Annotated in this window: 12 protein-coding genes and 1 riboswitch; of the genes, 4 read left to right on the plus strand and 8 right to left on the minus strand. The window is 74.5% G+C overall.

Features of this window, described 5'->3' with window-relative positions; all coding sequences use genetic code 11:
• Nucleotides 1-2: 2 nt before the first annotated feature.
• A riboswitch (cobalamin riboswitch) is annotated at nt 3-125 on the minus strand.
• A 242-nt stretch (nt 126-367) separates the two neighbouring features.
• Nucleotides 368-1,381 carry an oxygenase MpaB family protein gene (locus tag LUW87_RS08420; protein ID WP_232670693.1) on the plus strand — a complete coding sequence of 338 codons (1,014 nt, stop codon included), beginning with the start codon at nt 368-370 and terminating at the stop codon, nt 1,379-1,381.
• Between the two features lie 194 nt (nt 1,382-1,575).
• On the opposite strand, the gene LUW87_RS08425 is transcribed toward LUW87_RS08420, so the two are convergent.
• Nucleotides 1,576-2,358, minus strand: a complete 783-nt coding sequence (locus LUW87_RS08425) for an SDR family NAD(P)-dependent oxidoreductase (protein WP_232670694.1) — start codon at nt 2,356-2,358, stop codon at nt 1,576-1,578.
• A gap of 164 nt (nt 2,359-2,522) precedes the next feature.
• Between LUW87_RS08425 and LUW87_RS08430 the strand changes: the two genes are divergently transcribed.
• Entirely contained in the window at nt 2,523-5,627 is a 3,105-nt protein-coding gene (locus tag LUW87_RS08430; protein ID WP_232670695.1) for a putative bifunctional diguanylate cyclase/phosphodiesterase, read from the plus strand.
• Here the strand turns inward: LUW87_RS08430 and LUW87_RS08435 are convergent.
• Nucleotides 5,607-6,398, minus strand: coding sequence for an SGNH/GDSL hydrolase family protein (locus LUW87_RS08435; RefSeq protein ID WP_232670696.1), 792 nt, complete (start codon nt 6,396-6,398; stop codon nt 5,607-5,609). The two genes, LUW87_RS08430 and LUW87_RS08435, sit on opposite strands and share 21 nt — an antisense overlap.
• 64 nt (nt 6,399-6,462) lie before the next feature.
• Between LUW87_RS08435 and LUW87_RS08440 the strand changes: the two genes are divergently transcribed.
• On the plus strand, nt 6,463-7,815 hold the full coding sequence (locus LUW87_RS08440) for a MurT ligase domain-containing protein (RefSeq protein WP_232670697.1): 1,353 nt from the start codon (nt 6,463-6,465) through the stop codon (nt 7,813-7,815).
• Nucleotides 7,816-7,817: 2 nt separating this feature from the next.
• Nucleotides 7,818-8,615, plus strand: a complete 798-nt coding sequence (locus LUW87_RS08445; RefSeq protein WP_232670698.1) for a type 1 glutamine amidotransferase — start codon at nt 7,818-7,820, stop codon at nt 8,613-8,615.
• Between the two features lie 29 nt (nt 8,616-8,644).
• Here the strand turns inward: LUW87_RS08445 and LUW87_RS08450 are convergent, their stop codons facing one another.
• From LUW87_RS08450 to LUW87_RS08475, 6 genes are all read right to left on the minus strand, one after another.
• A complete protein-coding gene (locus tag LUW87_RS08450; RefSeq protein ID WP_232670699.1) occupies nt 8,645-10,543 on the minus strand; it encodes a propionyl-CoA synthetase in 1,899 nt (632 codons plus the stop codon).
• A gap of 115 nt (nt 10,544-10,658) precedes the next feature.
• Nucleotides 10,659-11,153, minus strand: coding sequence for a hypothetical protein (locus LUW87_RS08455; RefSeq protein ID WP_232670700.1), 495 nt, complete (start codon nt 11,151-11,153; stop codon nt 10,659-10,661).
• Between the two features lie 107 nt (nt 11,154-11,260).
• Entirely contained in the window at nt 11,261-11,860 is a 600-nt protein-coding gene (locus LUW87_RS08460) for a hypothetical protein (RefSeq protein WP_232670701.1), read from the minus strand.
• Between the two features lie 87 nt (nt 11,861-11,947).
• The gene (locus tag LUW87_RS08465; protein ID WP_232670702.1) at nt 11,948-12,841 is read right to left on the minus strand and encodes a hypothetical protein; all 894 of its coding nucleotides are present in this window, start codon (nt 12,839-12,841) and stop codon (nt 11,948-11,950) included.
• Entirely contained in the window at nt 12,838-14,994 is a 2,157-nt protein-coding gene (locus LUW87_RS08470) for a hypothetical protein (protein ID WP_232670703.1), read from the minus strand. The genes LUW87_RS08465 and LUW87_RS08470 overlap by 4 nt, the downstream gene beginning before the upstream one ends.
• Before the next feature lie 10 nt (nt 14,995-15,004).
• Nucleotides 15,005-15,583: a MauE/DoxX family redox-associated membrane protein gene (locus LUW87_RS08475; protein WP_232670704.1), complete on the minus strand. Its 579-nt coding sequence runs from the start codon at nt 15,581-15,583 to the stop codon at nt 15,005-15,007.
• Nucleotides 15,584-15,623 lie beyond the last annotated feature (40 nt).

A 15,623-nucleotide genomic window follows, 5' to 3' on the forward strand; every position in this document is an offset into this window, starting at 1 on the left:
TCGCGGGCATTCCGGCTCGTGCGTCACGGTCTGCACCGCTGACGCACCCACGGTTGCGGGACAGCGCCGGATTCACACCGGCTTCCCCCACGGCTTCGGGTTGCGTTGTGGGCCCACGCAACCACACCCCCACCCCGACGTCAATCAGACCGCCGCCCCGGCACCAGGCAGACCGCCGCCCCGGCACCAGGCAGACCGCCGCCCCGGCACCAGGCAGACCGCCGCCCCGGCACCAGGCCCACCGTCGCCCCGGCACCAGGCAGACCGCCGCCCCGGCACCAGGCAGACCGCCGCCCCGGCACCAGGCCCACCGTCGCCCTGGCGCCGGACCCCGGAGATCGGCCCGGCGCTGCCTATCCTCGCGGTCGTGGGCTCCATCCGGCCGTTTCCGGGGGTGTCGCTCCCCCGACACCTCGACCTCCGACCTCCGGCGCTGGGCTGGCCGGATTGGCCCGACCCCGTCGCCGCCGTCGATGCCGGTGTGGCCGAGGCCCGCCGCCGTCTCGCCGGATCGATGCGCCGCATGTTGGTGGGCGACGCCCCGCCTCCTCGCGACCGGCGCGTGGTCGGCGACGATCCCGGGATCTTCGGCCCCGACAGCGTCACCTGGCGCATCCACGCCGACGCCTCCATGTTCATCGGTGGGCTGCGGGCCCTGCTGCTGCAGACCCTTCATCCGCTGGCCATGGCCGGGGTGGCCGAGCACTCCGACTACCGCCACGACCCCATCGGGCGGCTGTGGCGCACCAGCGTGTACGTGGGCACCACCACCTACGGCACCACGGCCGAGGCCGAGGCGGCCGTGGCGATGGTGAAGCGGGTCCACGCCCGGGTGCGAGGCACCGCGCCGGACGGCCGGCCCTATGCGGCCAACGACCCCCACCTGCTCACCTGGGTCCACCATGCCGAGGTCGACAGCTTCCTGGCCGCCTACCGCCGCTACGGGGCCGAACCGCTGTCGGACGCCGACGCCGACCGCTACGTCGACGAGATGGCGGTGCTGTGCGAGCTCTTCGACGCCGAGCCGGCCGCTCGCTCGGTGGCCGAGCTCGAGGCCTACTTCCACGCCGTCGGCCCGGAGCTGGGAGCCACCGCCGCCGCTCGCGAAGCCACCTGGTGGCTGATGGTCCCCCCGCTGCCGTGGCCGGCCCGGGCCGCCTACACGGTGGTGGCGCCGGCGGCGGTGGGGCTGCTGCCCCTCTGGGCCCGCCGGGCCCTCTGGCTCCCGACGGCCCCCGGCGTCGACCCGCTCGTCGTGCGGCCCGCGGCCCGGGCCCTCACGGCGTCACTGCGCTGGGTGATGGGCGGCCTCGCCGTCGACGACGCCCCCACCGAGGTCGAGGCTCCGACCTCCGACGACGCGTCGGCCGACGCCGCCTGACGCACCCCCGGCCGGAGGACGACCGCAGCCGGCTCGTTCCTGCGGAGATCCGCTGCCGCCCAGACCGTTCTTGCATCGAATCGGCGTTGTATGGAGCGCCGCGTTCATGCAAGAACGCAAGGGGTCGGCGGGGGCGGGGGCAGGGGGAAGAGAGAGCCGCAGCTGTCTGGACCGCCTCCGGGGGAGGCTGCCGATCAGATGCCGTAACCGCCGTCGACGTCGAGCATCTGGCCGCTGATGAAGTCGGCGCGGTCAGAGGCCAGGAAGCAGACGGCCTCGGCGATGTCGAGGGCGTCACCGAACCGGCGCAGGGGGATGTTGCGGGTCGTGACCTCGAGGGCGGCCTCGTCGAGGTCTCCCGAGGCGATGAGGCGGGCGGCCATGCCGTCGGTGAGCATGCCCGGCCCCACGCAGTTGGCCCGGATCCCGAACCGGCCCTCCTCGGCGGCCAGGGCCCGCACGACGGCCTCGATGGCCCCCTTGGTGCCCGACGACAGCCCGTCTCGCACCGGGTAGCGGCGGGTGGCGGCGGTGGTGACGGCCACGATGCTGCCGGCGGCCTCGCGCAGCGCCGGGAGGGCGGCGTGGGCGAGGGTGAAGAAGGCGCCCGCCTCGGCCTCGAGCTGGGCCCGGTACTGCGCGGGGGGCACCTTCGAGAGGTGGATCTGGGGCACGTGGGGCCCGGCTGCGTGGACCAGCGTGTGCAGACCGCCGAAGCGCTCGACGACGTCGCCGAGCAGGCCGCCGACGGCGGCCTCGTCCACCAGGTCGACCCGGTGGGCGGCGACCTCGCCGCCGAGCCCGGTCAGCTCGTCGACCAGCTGGCGGGCGACGTCGTCGTTCGAGCGGTAGGTGAACGCCACGGCGCTGCCCCGCTCCACCAGCATGCGGCAGATGGCGGCGCCGATGCCGCCGGTGCCGCCCGTGACCAGGGCAGCCCCGCGGCGCCCCTCGAAGTCCTTGGTTCCCACGTCCATGCCCAGTGTCTAGTGCAGCGTGCTCGGGTGCCGGATCGGACCGCGGCCCGTCGCCACCGGGCGTCTGTTGCGGCTCGTCCGCGCCGACGCGTCCGTCGGTCCCCCGCGGCACGCGATGACCAGTGGCCCTTACCCTCCGCGCTCCGAAGGAGCAGAGTGGAGGGGTGACCGGCACCGAGCAGTGGGGCGTGCGGCGGGGCCTCGCAGCCCTGGTCGTGGTGGTGACCGTCCCTGCGGTCGTCGTCCCCTTCGTGACCGAGCACTCGGGGGTTCACCTCGTCGCCGGCCTCACCACCCTCGTCGTCGCCGCCGTGGCCGCCGCCGGGGTGTGGCTCCGGTGCCGGGACCGACCGGGCTGGTGGCTGGTGCCCGTGGCGCTGGCGCTCACCGGGACCGCCGATCTGACCACCCTCACCGCCGCCGACGTCGCCCACCAGGACCTCCTCGCCCTCCCGGTCACCTTCGGCCTCTACGTGGCAGCTGTCGTCGCCCTGTTCGCAGGCGCCCTCAGTCTGTCGTCGTCGGGCACGAAGGTCGTCGAGCGCCTGGCCCAGGGCCTCGATGCCGGCGTCATGGCCCTGGCCGCCACGCTCGTGGCCGGCGTCGTGCTCGAGACCGCGTCCAGCGGTACCGGGGGGTGGGAGCCGTGGGGTCTGCCCATCGTGTGGCTGGCCCTCACGACCCTGGCATCGTTCGGCTTCGTCGTGGGCGATCCACGCGTCCGGCTGGTCGGCGCCCTGCTGTTCCTCGGCAGCACCACCCCGGTCGTCTACGCCCTCGACTTCGCCGCCGGCGGAACCAGCCTCGACGCCACCGCCCACGCCGCCATCGGCGCCAGCACCGCCGTCCTGGCCCTGGCCACCCTCCTGCCGACCGCCCGCCGGCTGCCGCGCCTCGAGCCCCGCCGCATCGACCCCTTGGACCTGCGGGCGTACGCCCTGTACGCGGTGGCGGCCGCCGCCCCGCTGGTGGCCCTCGTCGTCGCCCGCGACGACGACATCGACCCCCGGTTGGTGGCGGCGTACGGCTTCGTCTTCACCGCCTTGGCCCTCCTGCGGCTCAAGCTGCTCTTCGACGCCTCCCGGCAGGCCGAACGGCACCTGGCCGGCTACCTCACCCTCCCTCTCACCGGGATGTCCATGAACCGACCCGACGGGCGGTGGCTGGAGGTCAACGACCGGTTGTGCGCCATCCTCGGTCGCCCTCGCGACGAGATGGTGACCCTGCGGTGGGCCGACCTCACCCATCCCGACGACATCCCGGCATCGATCCAGGCCCATGATCGGCTCCGTCGGGGCGAGTCCGAGCTCGAGACGCTCGACAAGCGCTACCTGCGGCCCGACGGGAGCGCGGTGTGGTGCCGGGTGGGGCTCTCCGCCGTACGTGACCGACGCGGACGCCTCGACGCCGTCGTCACCGTGGTGGAGGACGTCGACGAGCGCCACCGCGCCGCCGAGCGGCTGGCCCAGCACATGGCCTTCCAGGACCTCATCACCGAGGTGGCCGAGGAGCTGGTCGCCGTGCCGGCCGACGACCTCGACACCACGGTCGAGCGAGCCCTGGCCCGGGTGGGCGGTCGTGCCGGCGCCGAGCACGTCTTCGTCGCCGCCGTCGACACCACCACCGAGCGCCCGCTCGTCTTTCGCTGGGACGACCCCGCGGCCCACGCCGATGCCGAGCTGCTCCCTGATCCGGCCACGGCCTCCCAGGCCGCCCTCCGCGGGCGCAAGGGCCTCGACGCCCTGATCGCCGAGGCCGAGAAGCACGGCTGGCGCTCGCTGGTGGTGCACCCGGTCGCCACCGAACCCCCGGTGGTGGGCCTGGCCGGCCTCGGCACCACGAGCGGGGACCGGACCTGGGACGACGAGACCCTGGAGCTGGTGAACGGCCTGGCCGAGGTCATCGGCCGGGCGCTGGCCCGTCGGGCCTACGAGGTGGAGATCACCCACCAGGCCCTCCACGACGATCTCACCGGGTTGGCCAACCGGGTGCTGTTCCTCGATCGGCTGGCCACCGCCCTGCGCCAGGCCGAACGCCACCGCCGCTTCCCCAGCGTGCTCTACGTGGACCTCGACCGCTTCAAGGTGATCAACGACAGCCTCGGCCACGACGTCGGCGACCGCGTGCTGCGGGAGGTGGCCACCCGGCTGGAGGCCTCGGTGCGGGCCGGCGACACCGCCGCCCGCCTCGGGGGCGACGAGTTCGCGGTGCTGTGCCTGCGCACCGACGACGACGAGGATCCCGAGACGGCCGCCGCCGAGATCTCCGGGCGCATCCTCGACGCCGTGGCCCGGCCGGTCGAGGTGGCGGGGCGGACTCTGGCCGTGTCGGCCAGTGTGGGCGTGGTGCACGCCACCCCCGGGGTCACGGCCGACACCATGCTGCGCGACGCCGACGTGGCCATGTACCGGGCCAAGGCGGCCGGGCGCAACCGCATCGAGACCTTCACGTCGGCCATGCACGACGAGGCGGTGGCCCGTCTGGCTCTCGAGTCCGAGCTGCGCCGGGCGCTCGACGACGACCAGCTCGAGCTCCACTACCAGGTCGTGTACCGCATCGAGGACCGACGCCCGGTGGGCATCGAGGCCCTGGTGCGCTGGCGCCACCCGACGCGGGGTCTGCTGTTCCCCGGTCAGTTCCTCGAGGTGGCCGCCGACGCCGGCCTCGACGGCGAGCTCGACCGCCAGGTCCTGGCCGAGGCCACCCGCACCGCGGCGACGTGGCACCGAAGGGGGGTCGAGCTCCCGGTCTGGGTGAACATCAGCCCCGGCTTCGCCGGGCGTCCGGAGTTCGTCGACGGCGTGACGGAGGCGCTCACCGAGGCCGAGCTGCCGGCGACGGCGCTCGGCATCGAGATCACCGAGCGGGCCCTGATCGGCGATCTCACCCGCCTCACCGCCAGCCTGGGCCGCCTGCGCGCCCTGGGCGTCCACCTGGCCATCGACGACTTCGGCACCGGCCTGCTGTCGCTGTCGCTGCTGCGGGACCTCCAGATCGAGGACCTCAAGGTGGACCGTGCGTTCATCGACAGCGTCACGGTCGGCGAGAACGACGGCGAGGTGGTGCGCAGCGTGGTGTCCCTGGCCCACAGCCTGGGTCTGAGCGTGGTGGCCGAGGGGACCGAGACCAGCGAGCAGCTCGCCGCCTTGACGGCCGCCGGCTGCGACCGGGCCCAGGGCTACCTGCTGGGCCGGCCGGTGCCCTTCGTCGAGCTCACCCTGGTGCAGCACCTCGAGATCCGCCCGGGGTCAACCGCACCCCGCGAGTGATTCGGCGATGGCCTCGACCAGCACCTCGTCGCCGGCCGGGCTCGGGTGCACCTGGTCCTCGAGCAGGACCGGCTCGGAGCCGTCGGCCCGGCGCAGGATGTCGGCCCAGTCCACGACCCGGATCCTCGGGTCGGAGGCGGCGATCCCCCGCCAGGCGGCGTTGAGCGCCTCGGCCTCGGGCCAGCGCTCGATGCGACCCTCGTCGCGCCGGCGGTCGGTGACGGTGACCAGGTGCAGGCAGCGCGCGTCGGGATAGGCGGCCACGATCTCGGTGAGGGCGGCCGTCGATTCGTCGAGGGGGCGCAGGGAGGTCACGTCGTTGGTCCCCAGGTTGATCACCACCTGCTCGACGGGGGGTTCGGCGGCCGCCACCTCGAGGGCACCGGCCACCTGCTCCCGCGTGGTGTTGCCCGGCACGGCGTGCAGGCGCAGCTCCCACCCGTCACCCAACCGCTCGTCGAACACGGCGGCGGCGCCGAAGAAGATCGAGTCGCCGATCAGGGCCAACGCCGGACGATCGCCGTCGGCGCCGAGCACGGTGACCGCACCATCGCCCTCCTCGCCCTCCGACGCGCCGGCCCCGCCCTCTGCGACGACGTCCGCGGCGACGTCGGCGGCCCCGGTCTCGCCCGCCGACGGTTCGGCCTCGTCGTCGCCGCCCACGACGGCGACCCCCACCCAGATCACCACCAGCAGCGCCAACGCCCCGAGCAGGGCCAGCACCGGGGTCCGACGCGGTGGAGCGGACTCGGGGGGCGATCCGGGCGACATGACCCGACCACCGTACCGGCGGCGGCTCGGACCGGGCGGCGACGTCGGTACGATCGGCCCCGCCGTGACGCCCCCCGACTCCTCCCCCGCCGACCACGACCTCCTCTCCCCGCGTCCCTGGCGCACCCGCCTCGCCGTGGCGGTGAGCCGAGCCGTCGCCGGCGCGTCGCGGGCGGTGCACTTCGGTTCCGGATCGGTCATCGGGGGGCGGGCCGCACTGGCGGTGGACCCGGCGCTGCTGGCCAACCTCACCGCCCGCCGCCCGGTCGCCCTGGTCAGCGCCACCAACGGCAAGACCACCACCACCCGGCTGCTCAGCGCTGCGCTCGGCGTCGACCGACCGGTCGTGTCCAACGCGCTGGGCGCCAACATGACCCCGGGCATCGTCGCCGCCCTCGGTCCGGCCGACCCTCGGGCCACGGCCGTGCTGGAGGTCGACGAGCGCTGGCTCGAACAGGTCCTGGCCGACACCGGCGCGGCGACCGTGGTGCTGTTGAACCTGAGCCGCGACCAACTCGACCGCACCCAGGAGGTGCGCAAGCTGGCCGAGCGCTGGCGGCGGGCCCTCACCGCCACCCCGCCCCGGCGGGTCGTGGCCAACGCCGACGACCCGCTCGTGACCTGGGCCGCCATGGCCGCCCCCGCCGTGGTGTGGGTGGGCACGGGCCAGGACTGGACGGCCGACGCCGCCGGCTGCCCGGCCTGCTCGGGCCGCATCGCCTTCGAGCCGGGGTCCTGGCACTGCACCGACTGCGCGCTGGCCCGCCCCGAGCCCGAGGTCACCGTGGCGCTGGCCGACGGGCCCGACCGCGACGAGGGCCAGGAACCCGCCGGCGGATCGGGTCGGGCGACCGCCATGGTGACCCTCCCCGCCGGCACCGTGCCCGTGCCGCTGGCGCTTCCCGGCCGGGTCAACCGTGTCAACGCCGCCTTCGCCCTGGCCGCGGCTACCGCCATGGGCGCCGATGCCCACCGGGCGGCGTCGGGGTTGGCGGCCGTCACCGAGATCGCCGGGCGGTACCGCGTGGCCGACGTGGGCGGCACGTCGGTGCGCCTGGTCCTGGCCAAGAACCCCGCCGGGTGGCACGAGGCCCTCGACCTGTTGGCGCCCGCCCCCGCCCCGGTGGTGGTGGCCATCAACGCCCGCATCGCGGACGGCCACGACCCCTCGTGGCTGTGGGACGTGCCCTTCGAGCGCCTGGCCGGCCGCTTCGTGGTGGCCACCGGCGAACGCCGCCACGACCTGGCCGTGCGCCTGCGCTACGCCGACGTCGATCACCGCGTGGCCACCGACCTCGACGGCGCCGTCGCCGCCGTGCGGGCCCACACCGCGGCGCCCCTCGAGGGTGTCCTCGACGTGGCCGCCAACTACACCGCCTTCCAAGAGTTCCTCGAGCAGGTCGGAGGTCCGCGGTGAACGTGGCCGGCTCCTCCTCCCCCTCGGCGGTCCGCGTCGGCGTGCTGTTCCCCGATCTGCTGGGCACCTACGGCGACGGCGGCAACGCCACGGTGCTCACCCAGCGCCTGCACTGGCGGGGCATCCCCACCGAGGTCGTCACCGTCGCCGGCGGCGACATCGCCCCGGACTCCTGCGACGTCTACCTGGTCGGCGGCGGCGAGGACGGCCCCCAGACCCAGGCCGCCCGGGAGCTGATCGAGAGCCGGGCGCTGCACCGCGCCGTCGATCGCGGTGCGGCCGTGCTGGCCGTGTGCGCCGGCATGCAGATCCTCGGCCACCGCTTCCCCGACGCCACCGGCGCCGACCGCACCGGCCTGGGCCTGCTCGACTGCGAGACCGTGCGCGTCGACCGCCCGCGGGCCGTGGGCGAGCTGCTCACCCCCACCGCCGGCGTCACCGGGCCCGACGGCGTCCACCACGACCTCGGGGTGCTCACCGGCTTCGAGAACCACGCCGGGCGCACCGTGGTCGGCGGCGGGGCGCAACGGCTCGGCGCCGTCGAGGTGGGCGAGGGCAACGGCGACGGCAGCGAAGGGGTGGTCGTGGGCCGGGTGGTCGGCACCTACCTGCACGGACCGGTGCTGGCCCGCAACCCCCGCCTGGCCGACCTGTTGCTCGGGTGGGTCGTCGGCCCCGACGCCCTCGGCCCCCTCGACGACCACGAGGTGGAGGCCCTGCGGGCCGACCGGGTGCGCGCCGCCCGGGCCGGCGAGCTGGCCCCCCGCCGCTCCTGGCGCGACCTGCTGCGCCGTTCCTGAGCTGCGCCGTTCCTGAGCTGCGCCGTTCCTCAGCGCCGCAGCAGGGGCGCCAGCTCGTCGAGGACGGTGGGATCGTCGATGGTGGAGGGCACGTCGACCTCGCGCCCGTCGGCGAGGGCCCGCATGGTGGCGCGCAGCACCTTGCCCGAGCGGGTCTTGGGCAACCGGGAGACCACGATCACCCGCTTGAACGAGGCCACCGCCCCGATCTCGTCGCGGACCAGGGCCACCAGCTCGGCCTCGATCCGGGCGGGGTCGACGTCGACGCCGGACTTGAGCACCACCAGCCCCAACGGCAGCTGGCCCTTCAACTGGTCGGCCACACCGATCACGGCGCACTCGGCCACCATCGGGTGGGTGGCGAGGGTCTCCTCCATGCCCCCGGTGGAGAGCCGGTGACCGGCCACGTTGATCACGTCGTCGATGCGTCCCATCACGAAGAGGTAGCCGTCGGCGTCGAGGCGGCCCCCGTCGCCGGTGAGGTAGTAGCCCGGGAAACGTTCGAGGTACGACGACACGAAGCGGTCGTCGTCCTGCCAGAGGGTGGGGAGGCACCCCGGGGGCAGTGGCAACCGGATCACGATGGCACCGTCCGTGCCCGGTGGCACCGGCCGGCCGTCGTCGTCGAGCACCTCCACCGCGTAGCCCGGCACCGCCTTGGTGGGCGACCCCGGCTTCACCGGCAACGGCTCGACCCCCAACAGCTGCGACGCCACCGCCCACCCCGTCTCGGTCTGCCACCAGTGGTCGATGACCGGCACCCCGAGCAGCTCGCCCGCCCAGGCCAGCGTGTCGGGGTCGGTGCGCTCGCCGGCGAGGAACAAGGCTCGTAGCCGGCTCAGGTCGTGCCCGCCCAGGTGGGCGCCGGCGGCGTCCTCCTTCTTGATGGCGCGCAGCGCGGTCGGGGCGGTGAACATCACGTCGACCCGGTGGTCGGCCACCACCCGCCAGAAGGCCCCCGGGTCGGGGGTCCCCACCGGCTTGCCCTCGTAGAGCACGGTGGTGCACCCCGACAACAGCGGGGCGTACACGATGTAGCTGTGGCCCACGACCCAGCCCACGTCGGACGCCGCCCAGAACGTCTCCCCCGGCGCCATGCCGTAGACGTGGCTCATGCTCCAGCGCAGCGCCACCGCGTGCCCGCCGTTGTCGCGGACCACCCCCTTGGGCTTGCCGGTGGTGCCCGAGGTGTAGAGCACGTAGAGGGGGTCGGTGGCGGCGACGGGCACGCACGGGTGGGGTTCGGCGCCGGGCACCACGTCGGCCCAGGCCAGGTCGCGGCCGGCGAGGAGCGAGGCCTCCACCTCGGGTCGCTGCACGATCACGCAGCGTTCGGGCCCGGCCGAACCGGCCAGGTCGAGCGCCCGGTCGAGCAGCGGCTTGTACTCGATCACCCGGCTGCCCTCGATGCCGCAGCTGGCCGACACCACCACCTTGGGGCGGGCATCGGCGATGCGCACCGCCAACTCGTGGGCGGCGAAGCCACCGAACACCACCGAGTGCACCGCACCGAGGCGGGCGCAGGCCAGCATGGCCACCACCGCCTCGGGGATCATGGGCATGTAGAGCACGACCCGGTCGCCGGCGGCGACACCGAGGGCGGCCAGCGCCCCGGCGGCGCGGGCCACCTCGTCGCGCAGCTCGGCGTAGGTGACGTGGCGGATCGTCGCGGTGACGGGGCTGTCGTAGGTGAGGGCGATCTGGTCGCCGCGCAACCGGTCGACGCCGTCGCCTCCGTCGACCCAACGGTCGAGGGCGTTGAAGCAGGTGTTCAGGCGACCGCCGACGAACCAGCGGGTGAACGGGGCGTCCGAGGCGTCGAGGACCTGATCGGGAGGGGTGTCCCAGTGGATGGCGGCGGCGGCGTCGCCCCAGAAGCCCTCGGGGTCGGCCAGGCTGGCGGCGTGGAGCTCGTCGAAGGTTCCCATCGGCGCCGACGCTACCGCCGACCCGGCGGGGCGGTGGGGGCTCGATCGGGGCCGACACGGTCACGTCGGCCCGGTGCGGGGCCGGGTGCTGACGACGGGTGGGCGGGGCCCCGGGTCAGGCGAACGTGACGCTGGCCAGCACGGCGTTGACCTCGCGCACCAGCACGTTGCGGAGCCGGTGGCTGCCGATCACCACGTAGAGGCAGAAGGGCCGTCCCTCGGCGACGAAGAAGCGCTGGAGGCCGGCCTGGCCGGCGATGCCGCGCTGGAGGGTGTCGGGCGAGAAGTCGTCGCCGGCGAACGGCCACGGGATGGCCTGGCCGGCGAAGAGGGCCGTGGCCGCCTCCTCGACCGGGTGCTCGAGCAGCGAGATGAAGATCGCGCCCGACTCCATGAGCTCGACGGCACCGCCGCCGAAGTCGCCCCGCACCGGCGGCAGCCCGAAGTTGGCCACGTGGGCGATGGGCGGCACCGACTCGGCTCCGCCGAACGGGGCCAGCGTCTCCGGTGCCCGGGGGTCGGGCAGCGGGTCCGGGTCGCGGCGGTAGATCTGGGCGTCCCACCCGTTGGGTGGGGCGACGGTGAGGCCGTGGGCGGACAACGTCGGCATGATCCGCCAGTCTGCCACCGAACGACCCGCCGGCGGGAGGCGGCGCCGGGGTCCGACGCCGACGCCGGCTGCGCGGGGAGGGGCCGCCCGCGTCGTCTCGGCCGGCCTCAGGCCAGGGTGACGGTGGCTCCGACCGCCACCACCACGACGGCGAGGTCGCCGACCACGGTGGCCACCCGGGCCCACGAGGCCCGGGCCTGGAGGCGGCGGTGGAAGACCACGAGGGCGTCGGGGTCGTGCACCCCCCGGGCGGCCAGGATCGCCAGGCCGCGCACCAGACCGAAGGTCAGCCCGATCAGGCCCCCCAGCAGCCACGAACCCGACAGCAGGCAGGTCACGAAGACCACGTAGACGAGCCCAGCGGTGACGATGGTGGTGAGTCCGGCACCGAGCTGGAGGCCGAACCCGCCGCCGTAGACCCAGCCCCGGTAGGAGGTCATCCAGTCCTCGTTGACCTGCCGGCCGTAGCGGGGCAGGGGCAGCCGACCCCCGGAGGCGTCGGCCGCGAGCGCACCGAGCGCCACCACGCCCACGACGACGGCGACGGCCACCTCTCCGATCCAGGCCACCAGCGGGGTGCCCACCAGGCCCAGGAGCGCGCCGAGCAGGGCGCCGCCGAGCGCCGACCCGAGGATGTGGGCGGTGACGGTCAACCACCACCGTTGGGCTCGTCCCCGCTCACCGAGCGGAGTGATGCTCGAGAGCATCGACTCCCCTCAGGGCGACCACGTGGAGCGGATGGCCCCGATGACGGCCGAGACCAGGCCGACGACGACCAGGGCGACGGGCACGGCCTACGGCAAGGGCGCGTCGCGGGCGTCGGGCCCGGCGGCGGCGTCGTCGTCGTCTCCGTCGGCGGGATCGTCGTCGGCGATCAGCTGGCTGGGATAGAGGCTGGGGTGGCCGGGGCCGATGCCGGCGGCGCGCAGGTCGCGGTCGGCCCGGGCGGTGCGCTCCGGGCCGGTGAGGCGGCCGGCGGGGGCCGAGCGGTGCAGCGACGAGCCGTCCACGTCGTGGCCGGCGTCGGCCGCGGCCTGACCCAGGAGGTTGGCCACCTGGGCCCAGGTGGCCGCCGCCCCTTCGCCGAGCACGGCTCCCGAGGGGCCGTCGACGAGGATGAAGTAGGGGTTGGCCGGCACGCCGTACTCGTCGTACGCCGCACTCGACATGAGGGTGGTGACCCCCGTCGGGGCCAGGCCGGCCACCGCGCTCACGCTCTCGGCCTCGGGACCCTTGGTGACGACCACCAGGCGGGTGTCGCGCCCGGGCAGTCGGGTGCCCTCGCCGTCGGCGAAGGCCTGCCAGAAGTCGGCGCAGGTGCCACAGCCGCTCGACAGGAACGCCAACAAGGTGGTGTGGTCGGTGCCGACCACCCCCGCCACCGTGGCCGCCCCGTCGGGGGTGACGCCGGCGATGTCGTGGGCGTCGGTGCTCACCACGCCGGTCTGCGATCGCGGCTCGGGCACCCCGGGTCGGGTGCGGATCTCGACCGGAGAGCGCACCCCTCCCGTGGTGGACCCGGTGCCCGACGGGTCGGTGGGGTCGGCGCCGTCGGCACTCTCGTCGTAGATGCCGGCCCCGAGCTCGTGGAGGCGGCGCAGGATCTCGGCGTGGCTGCGCAGCAGCCCGACGACGAGCACCGCGAGGAGGGCCACCACGAGGGCCAACAGCACCACGACGACGGTCACGAGACCCTCACCGAGCGGCAGGCCAGGAGCACGTTGTCGCCCCGGCCGCGGTTGATCAGGTACACGCAGACCGTCCGGGACCCGCGAGACGCCCCGACCGTGACGTCGAAGCCGTGTGACGGCCCGTACAGGGGATGGGCGGCGCCGACGTCGCTGCGGTTCTTCGATGCCGTGGCGACTCCCGCGCCGACACCGTCGACGTACACGTGCACGTCGATCGGTCCCGCGGTGTCGGGGTCGATGGCCCAGCCCTGCAGCCGGATGGTGCCGGACCCCCCTCTTGCCACGTCGAGAGACCCGAACGGCGAGCCGCCCACCAACACCGATCGACATCCGATCAGGCTGTTCGAACCGGGGCCGAGGTTGATGCCGTAGGCGCACACCGTCCGGAGCCCGGAGGAGGCCGGCAGCTCGGCCGAGAAGCCCCGCGCCGACCCGTACCCCGGGTAGGCCGCAGCCACGTCGGAGCGCCGGCGATCGGCCCGCAGGACGTGGCCGACGCCGTCGACGTACACGTGCACGTCGACGGGGTCGGAGCTGTCGGGGTCGAGGAGCCAACCGGCGACGGCGATCTTGCCCGGTCCGGCGCGCACGACGTCGAGGGCACCGAAGGGTGCCCCGGAGAGCACGTTGACGGGCCGCACGGCGATCAAGGCGTTGGGGCCGGGGCGATCGTTGATGGCGTAGGCGACCAGCTCGTGGCTGCCCGGTGGGGCCGGCACCACGACATCGAAACCGTGGTTGGTGGAAGGGCTGGTCGAGCTCAGCGCGGGTCGGGGATCGTCGGCGAGCACCGCCAGGCCCTTGCCGGCCACGTAGAGGTGGACCTGGATGGGATCGGTGGTGTCGGGATCGCGCGCCCAGCCCCGCACCCGCAACCCACCCGGAGCCGGATCGACGCGCTCGACCGTCCCGATCGGGGTTCCCACTTCGATCGTCCGCGACCCGAGCAGCACGTTGCCCGACCCGCCCCCGACGTTGATGGCGTAGACGTCGACCCGGTGACGCCCCTGCGGGACGTCGATCGTGACCCGGAAGCCGTGGTCGGCGCCCATGCCGAAGGCGACGTCGAGGTCCGCACGGCGCCGGTCGGCGCGCACCGCCACGCCCTTGCCGGCCACGTACACGTGCACGTCGATGGGGTTCGTGGTGTCGGGATCGATCGCCCACCCCTCGACGGTGACCTTGCCCGTTCCGACGGTCACGTTGTCGATGACCCCGAAGGGGTTGCGGCTCACGACGGTGCGGCAACCGATGATGCCGTCGGAACCCGGGCCGATGTTGACCGCGACGGCGCAGACCTGGCGCTGGCCGCCCTGGGAGCCGGGCAGGACGACATCGAACCCGTGGTTGGGGCCCATGCCCGGGTGGGCGGCGGCGATGTCGGACCGAGGGCGGTCGGCGCGCACCACGGCGACGACCTCGCTGTTCATGATGAGCCGGACGTCGACGGAGGCGTTGGTGTCCCAGTCGATGGCCCACCCCTTGACGCGGATGCCCCCCGAGACCTCGGTGGCGGAGTCGATCTGGCCGGTCACCCCGTGCAGGCAGGAGCGGTCGTGGGTGGCGGTGGCGTTGTCGACGCGGATGGTGCCGGTGCAGGTGCCGTCGATCTCCCACGGCGCGATGCACGTGACGAGCCGGCAGATGATCGGACCCACGCACGCCACACCCTGGTTGCACTGGCCGTAGCGGAAGTTGGTGCAGCCGGCCTTGCGGTTGTTGCAGTCGCCGTTGGCGCACCCGCACCCGGTGCCCGAGCAGGAACCGCTGCACACGCCGCTGCCGCCGCACCCGCAGCCGTTGCAGGGCGCGTTGCAGTCCATGTAGTAGCGGGGGCCGCTGCAGAACCCGGTGCCGTCGACCTTCCACCAACCGGCGAGCAGCGAACCCGGAGGGCACTGGTTGCGACCGGTGAGGGTGCAGCAGAACTCGGTGTAGCCGTCGCAGCACAACGAGCCGCACGCGCAGGCCTGCCCCTGGCACGAGCACACCGCGGCGTAGGCGTCGGTGGGGGTGAGGGCATAGGAGACGGGATTGGCGGCGATGGCCGAGCCGACCACCGCGCTGCGGGCGAAGAAGCCGCGGCGGCCCATTCGGGCGGAGAGGGCGCCGGCGACCTTGTCGACCAGCGTCGTGGTGGCACGGCTCATGACGGTCGGCTCATGTGAGGGGGGCCTCCACGGAGAAGGAGCGAACGGGTCGGCCGGTCCCGGCGGAGCCGGGGGTGCGGCGGGCGGCGACGAGCGCCTCGGGCAGGGCGGTGAGCAGGGCGACCCCGAGGCCCACGGCGACGAACGACACCGACAGGTAGGCGACGCCGGCGGCGGGCAGGTCGGGGCGCATCTCGATGAAGCCCGGCGCCCCGGTGACCGCGGCGGAGACGGCGACGAGGGCGGCCGCCCCGTCGACGACGGCGTGCACCAGGGTGGGCGGGGCCGACGAGGCCCCGAAGCAGCCACAGGAGACGGCCGCCTCGCCCGCGGCACGCAGGCGCAGCACCGAGCCGGTGAAGACCACGAACAGCACCGCGGTGGCGGCCGCCAGCCACGGGCCGCCGAACAGGTAGGTGGCGACCCCGATGGCCACCTCGGCGGCGCCGAGGAGCCGGGCCAGGGCGGGTCGGGCGGGCAGGCGCAGGGCCTCGAGCATGGGCACGGTGGCGGCCGGGGCGCGCAGCTTGGCCATCCCTCCCACGGCGAGAACGCCGGCCACGACCCCCAAGAGGCCTCCGAGCACCACGTCGGCCGATGGTAGTGCCGGTCGCCCGCAGTTCACCCGA

This window comes from Rhabdothermincola salaria (assembly GCF_021246445.1).
GTDB lineage: Bacteria > Actinomycetota > Acidimicrobiia > Acidimicrobiales > Acidimicrobilacustridaceae > Rhabdothermincola_A > Rhabdothermincola_A salaria.

Excerpts from the sequence above, each read along its gene's own strand:
- LUW87_RS08425 (WP_232670694.1), bottom strand. The coding sequence starts at position 2,358 with ATGGACGTGGGAACCAAGGACTTCGAGGGGCGCCGCGGGGCTGCCCTG.
- LUW87_RS08450 (WP_232670699.1), bottom strand. The coding sequence starts at position 10,543 with ATGGGAACCTTCGACGAGCTCCACGCCGCCAGCCTGGCCGACCCCGAG.
- LUW87_RS08435 (WP_232670696.1), bottom strand. The coding sequence starts at position 6,398 with ATGTCGCCCGGATCGCCCCCCGAGTCCGCTCCACCGCGTCGGACCCCG.
- LUW87_RS08455 (WP_232670700.1), bottom strand. The coding sequence starts at position 11,153 with ATGCCGACGTTGTCCGCCCACGGCCTCACCGTCGCCCCACCCAACGGG.
- LUW87_RS08460 (WP_232670701.1), bottom strand. The coding sequence starts at position 11,860 with ATGCTCTCGAGCATCACTCCGCTCGGTGAGCGGGGACGAGCCCAACGG.
- LUW87_RS08470 (WP_232670703.1), bottom strand. The coding sequence starts at position 14,994 with ATGAGCCGTGCCACCACGACGCTGGTCGACAAGGTCGCCGGCGCCCTC.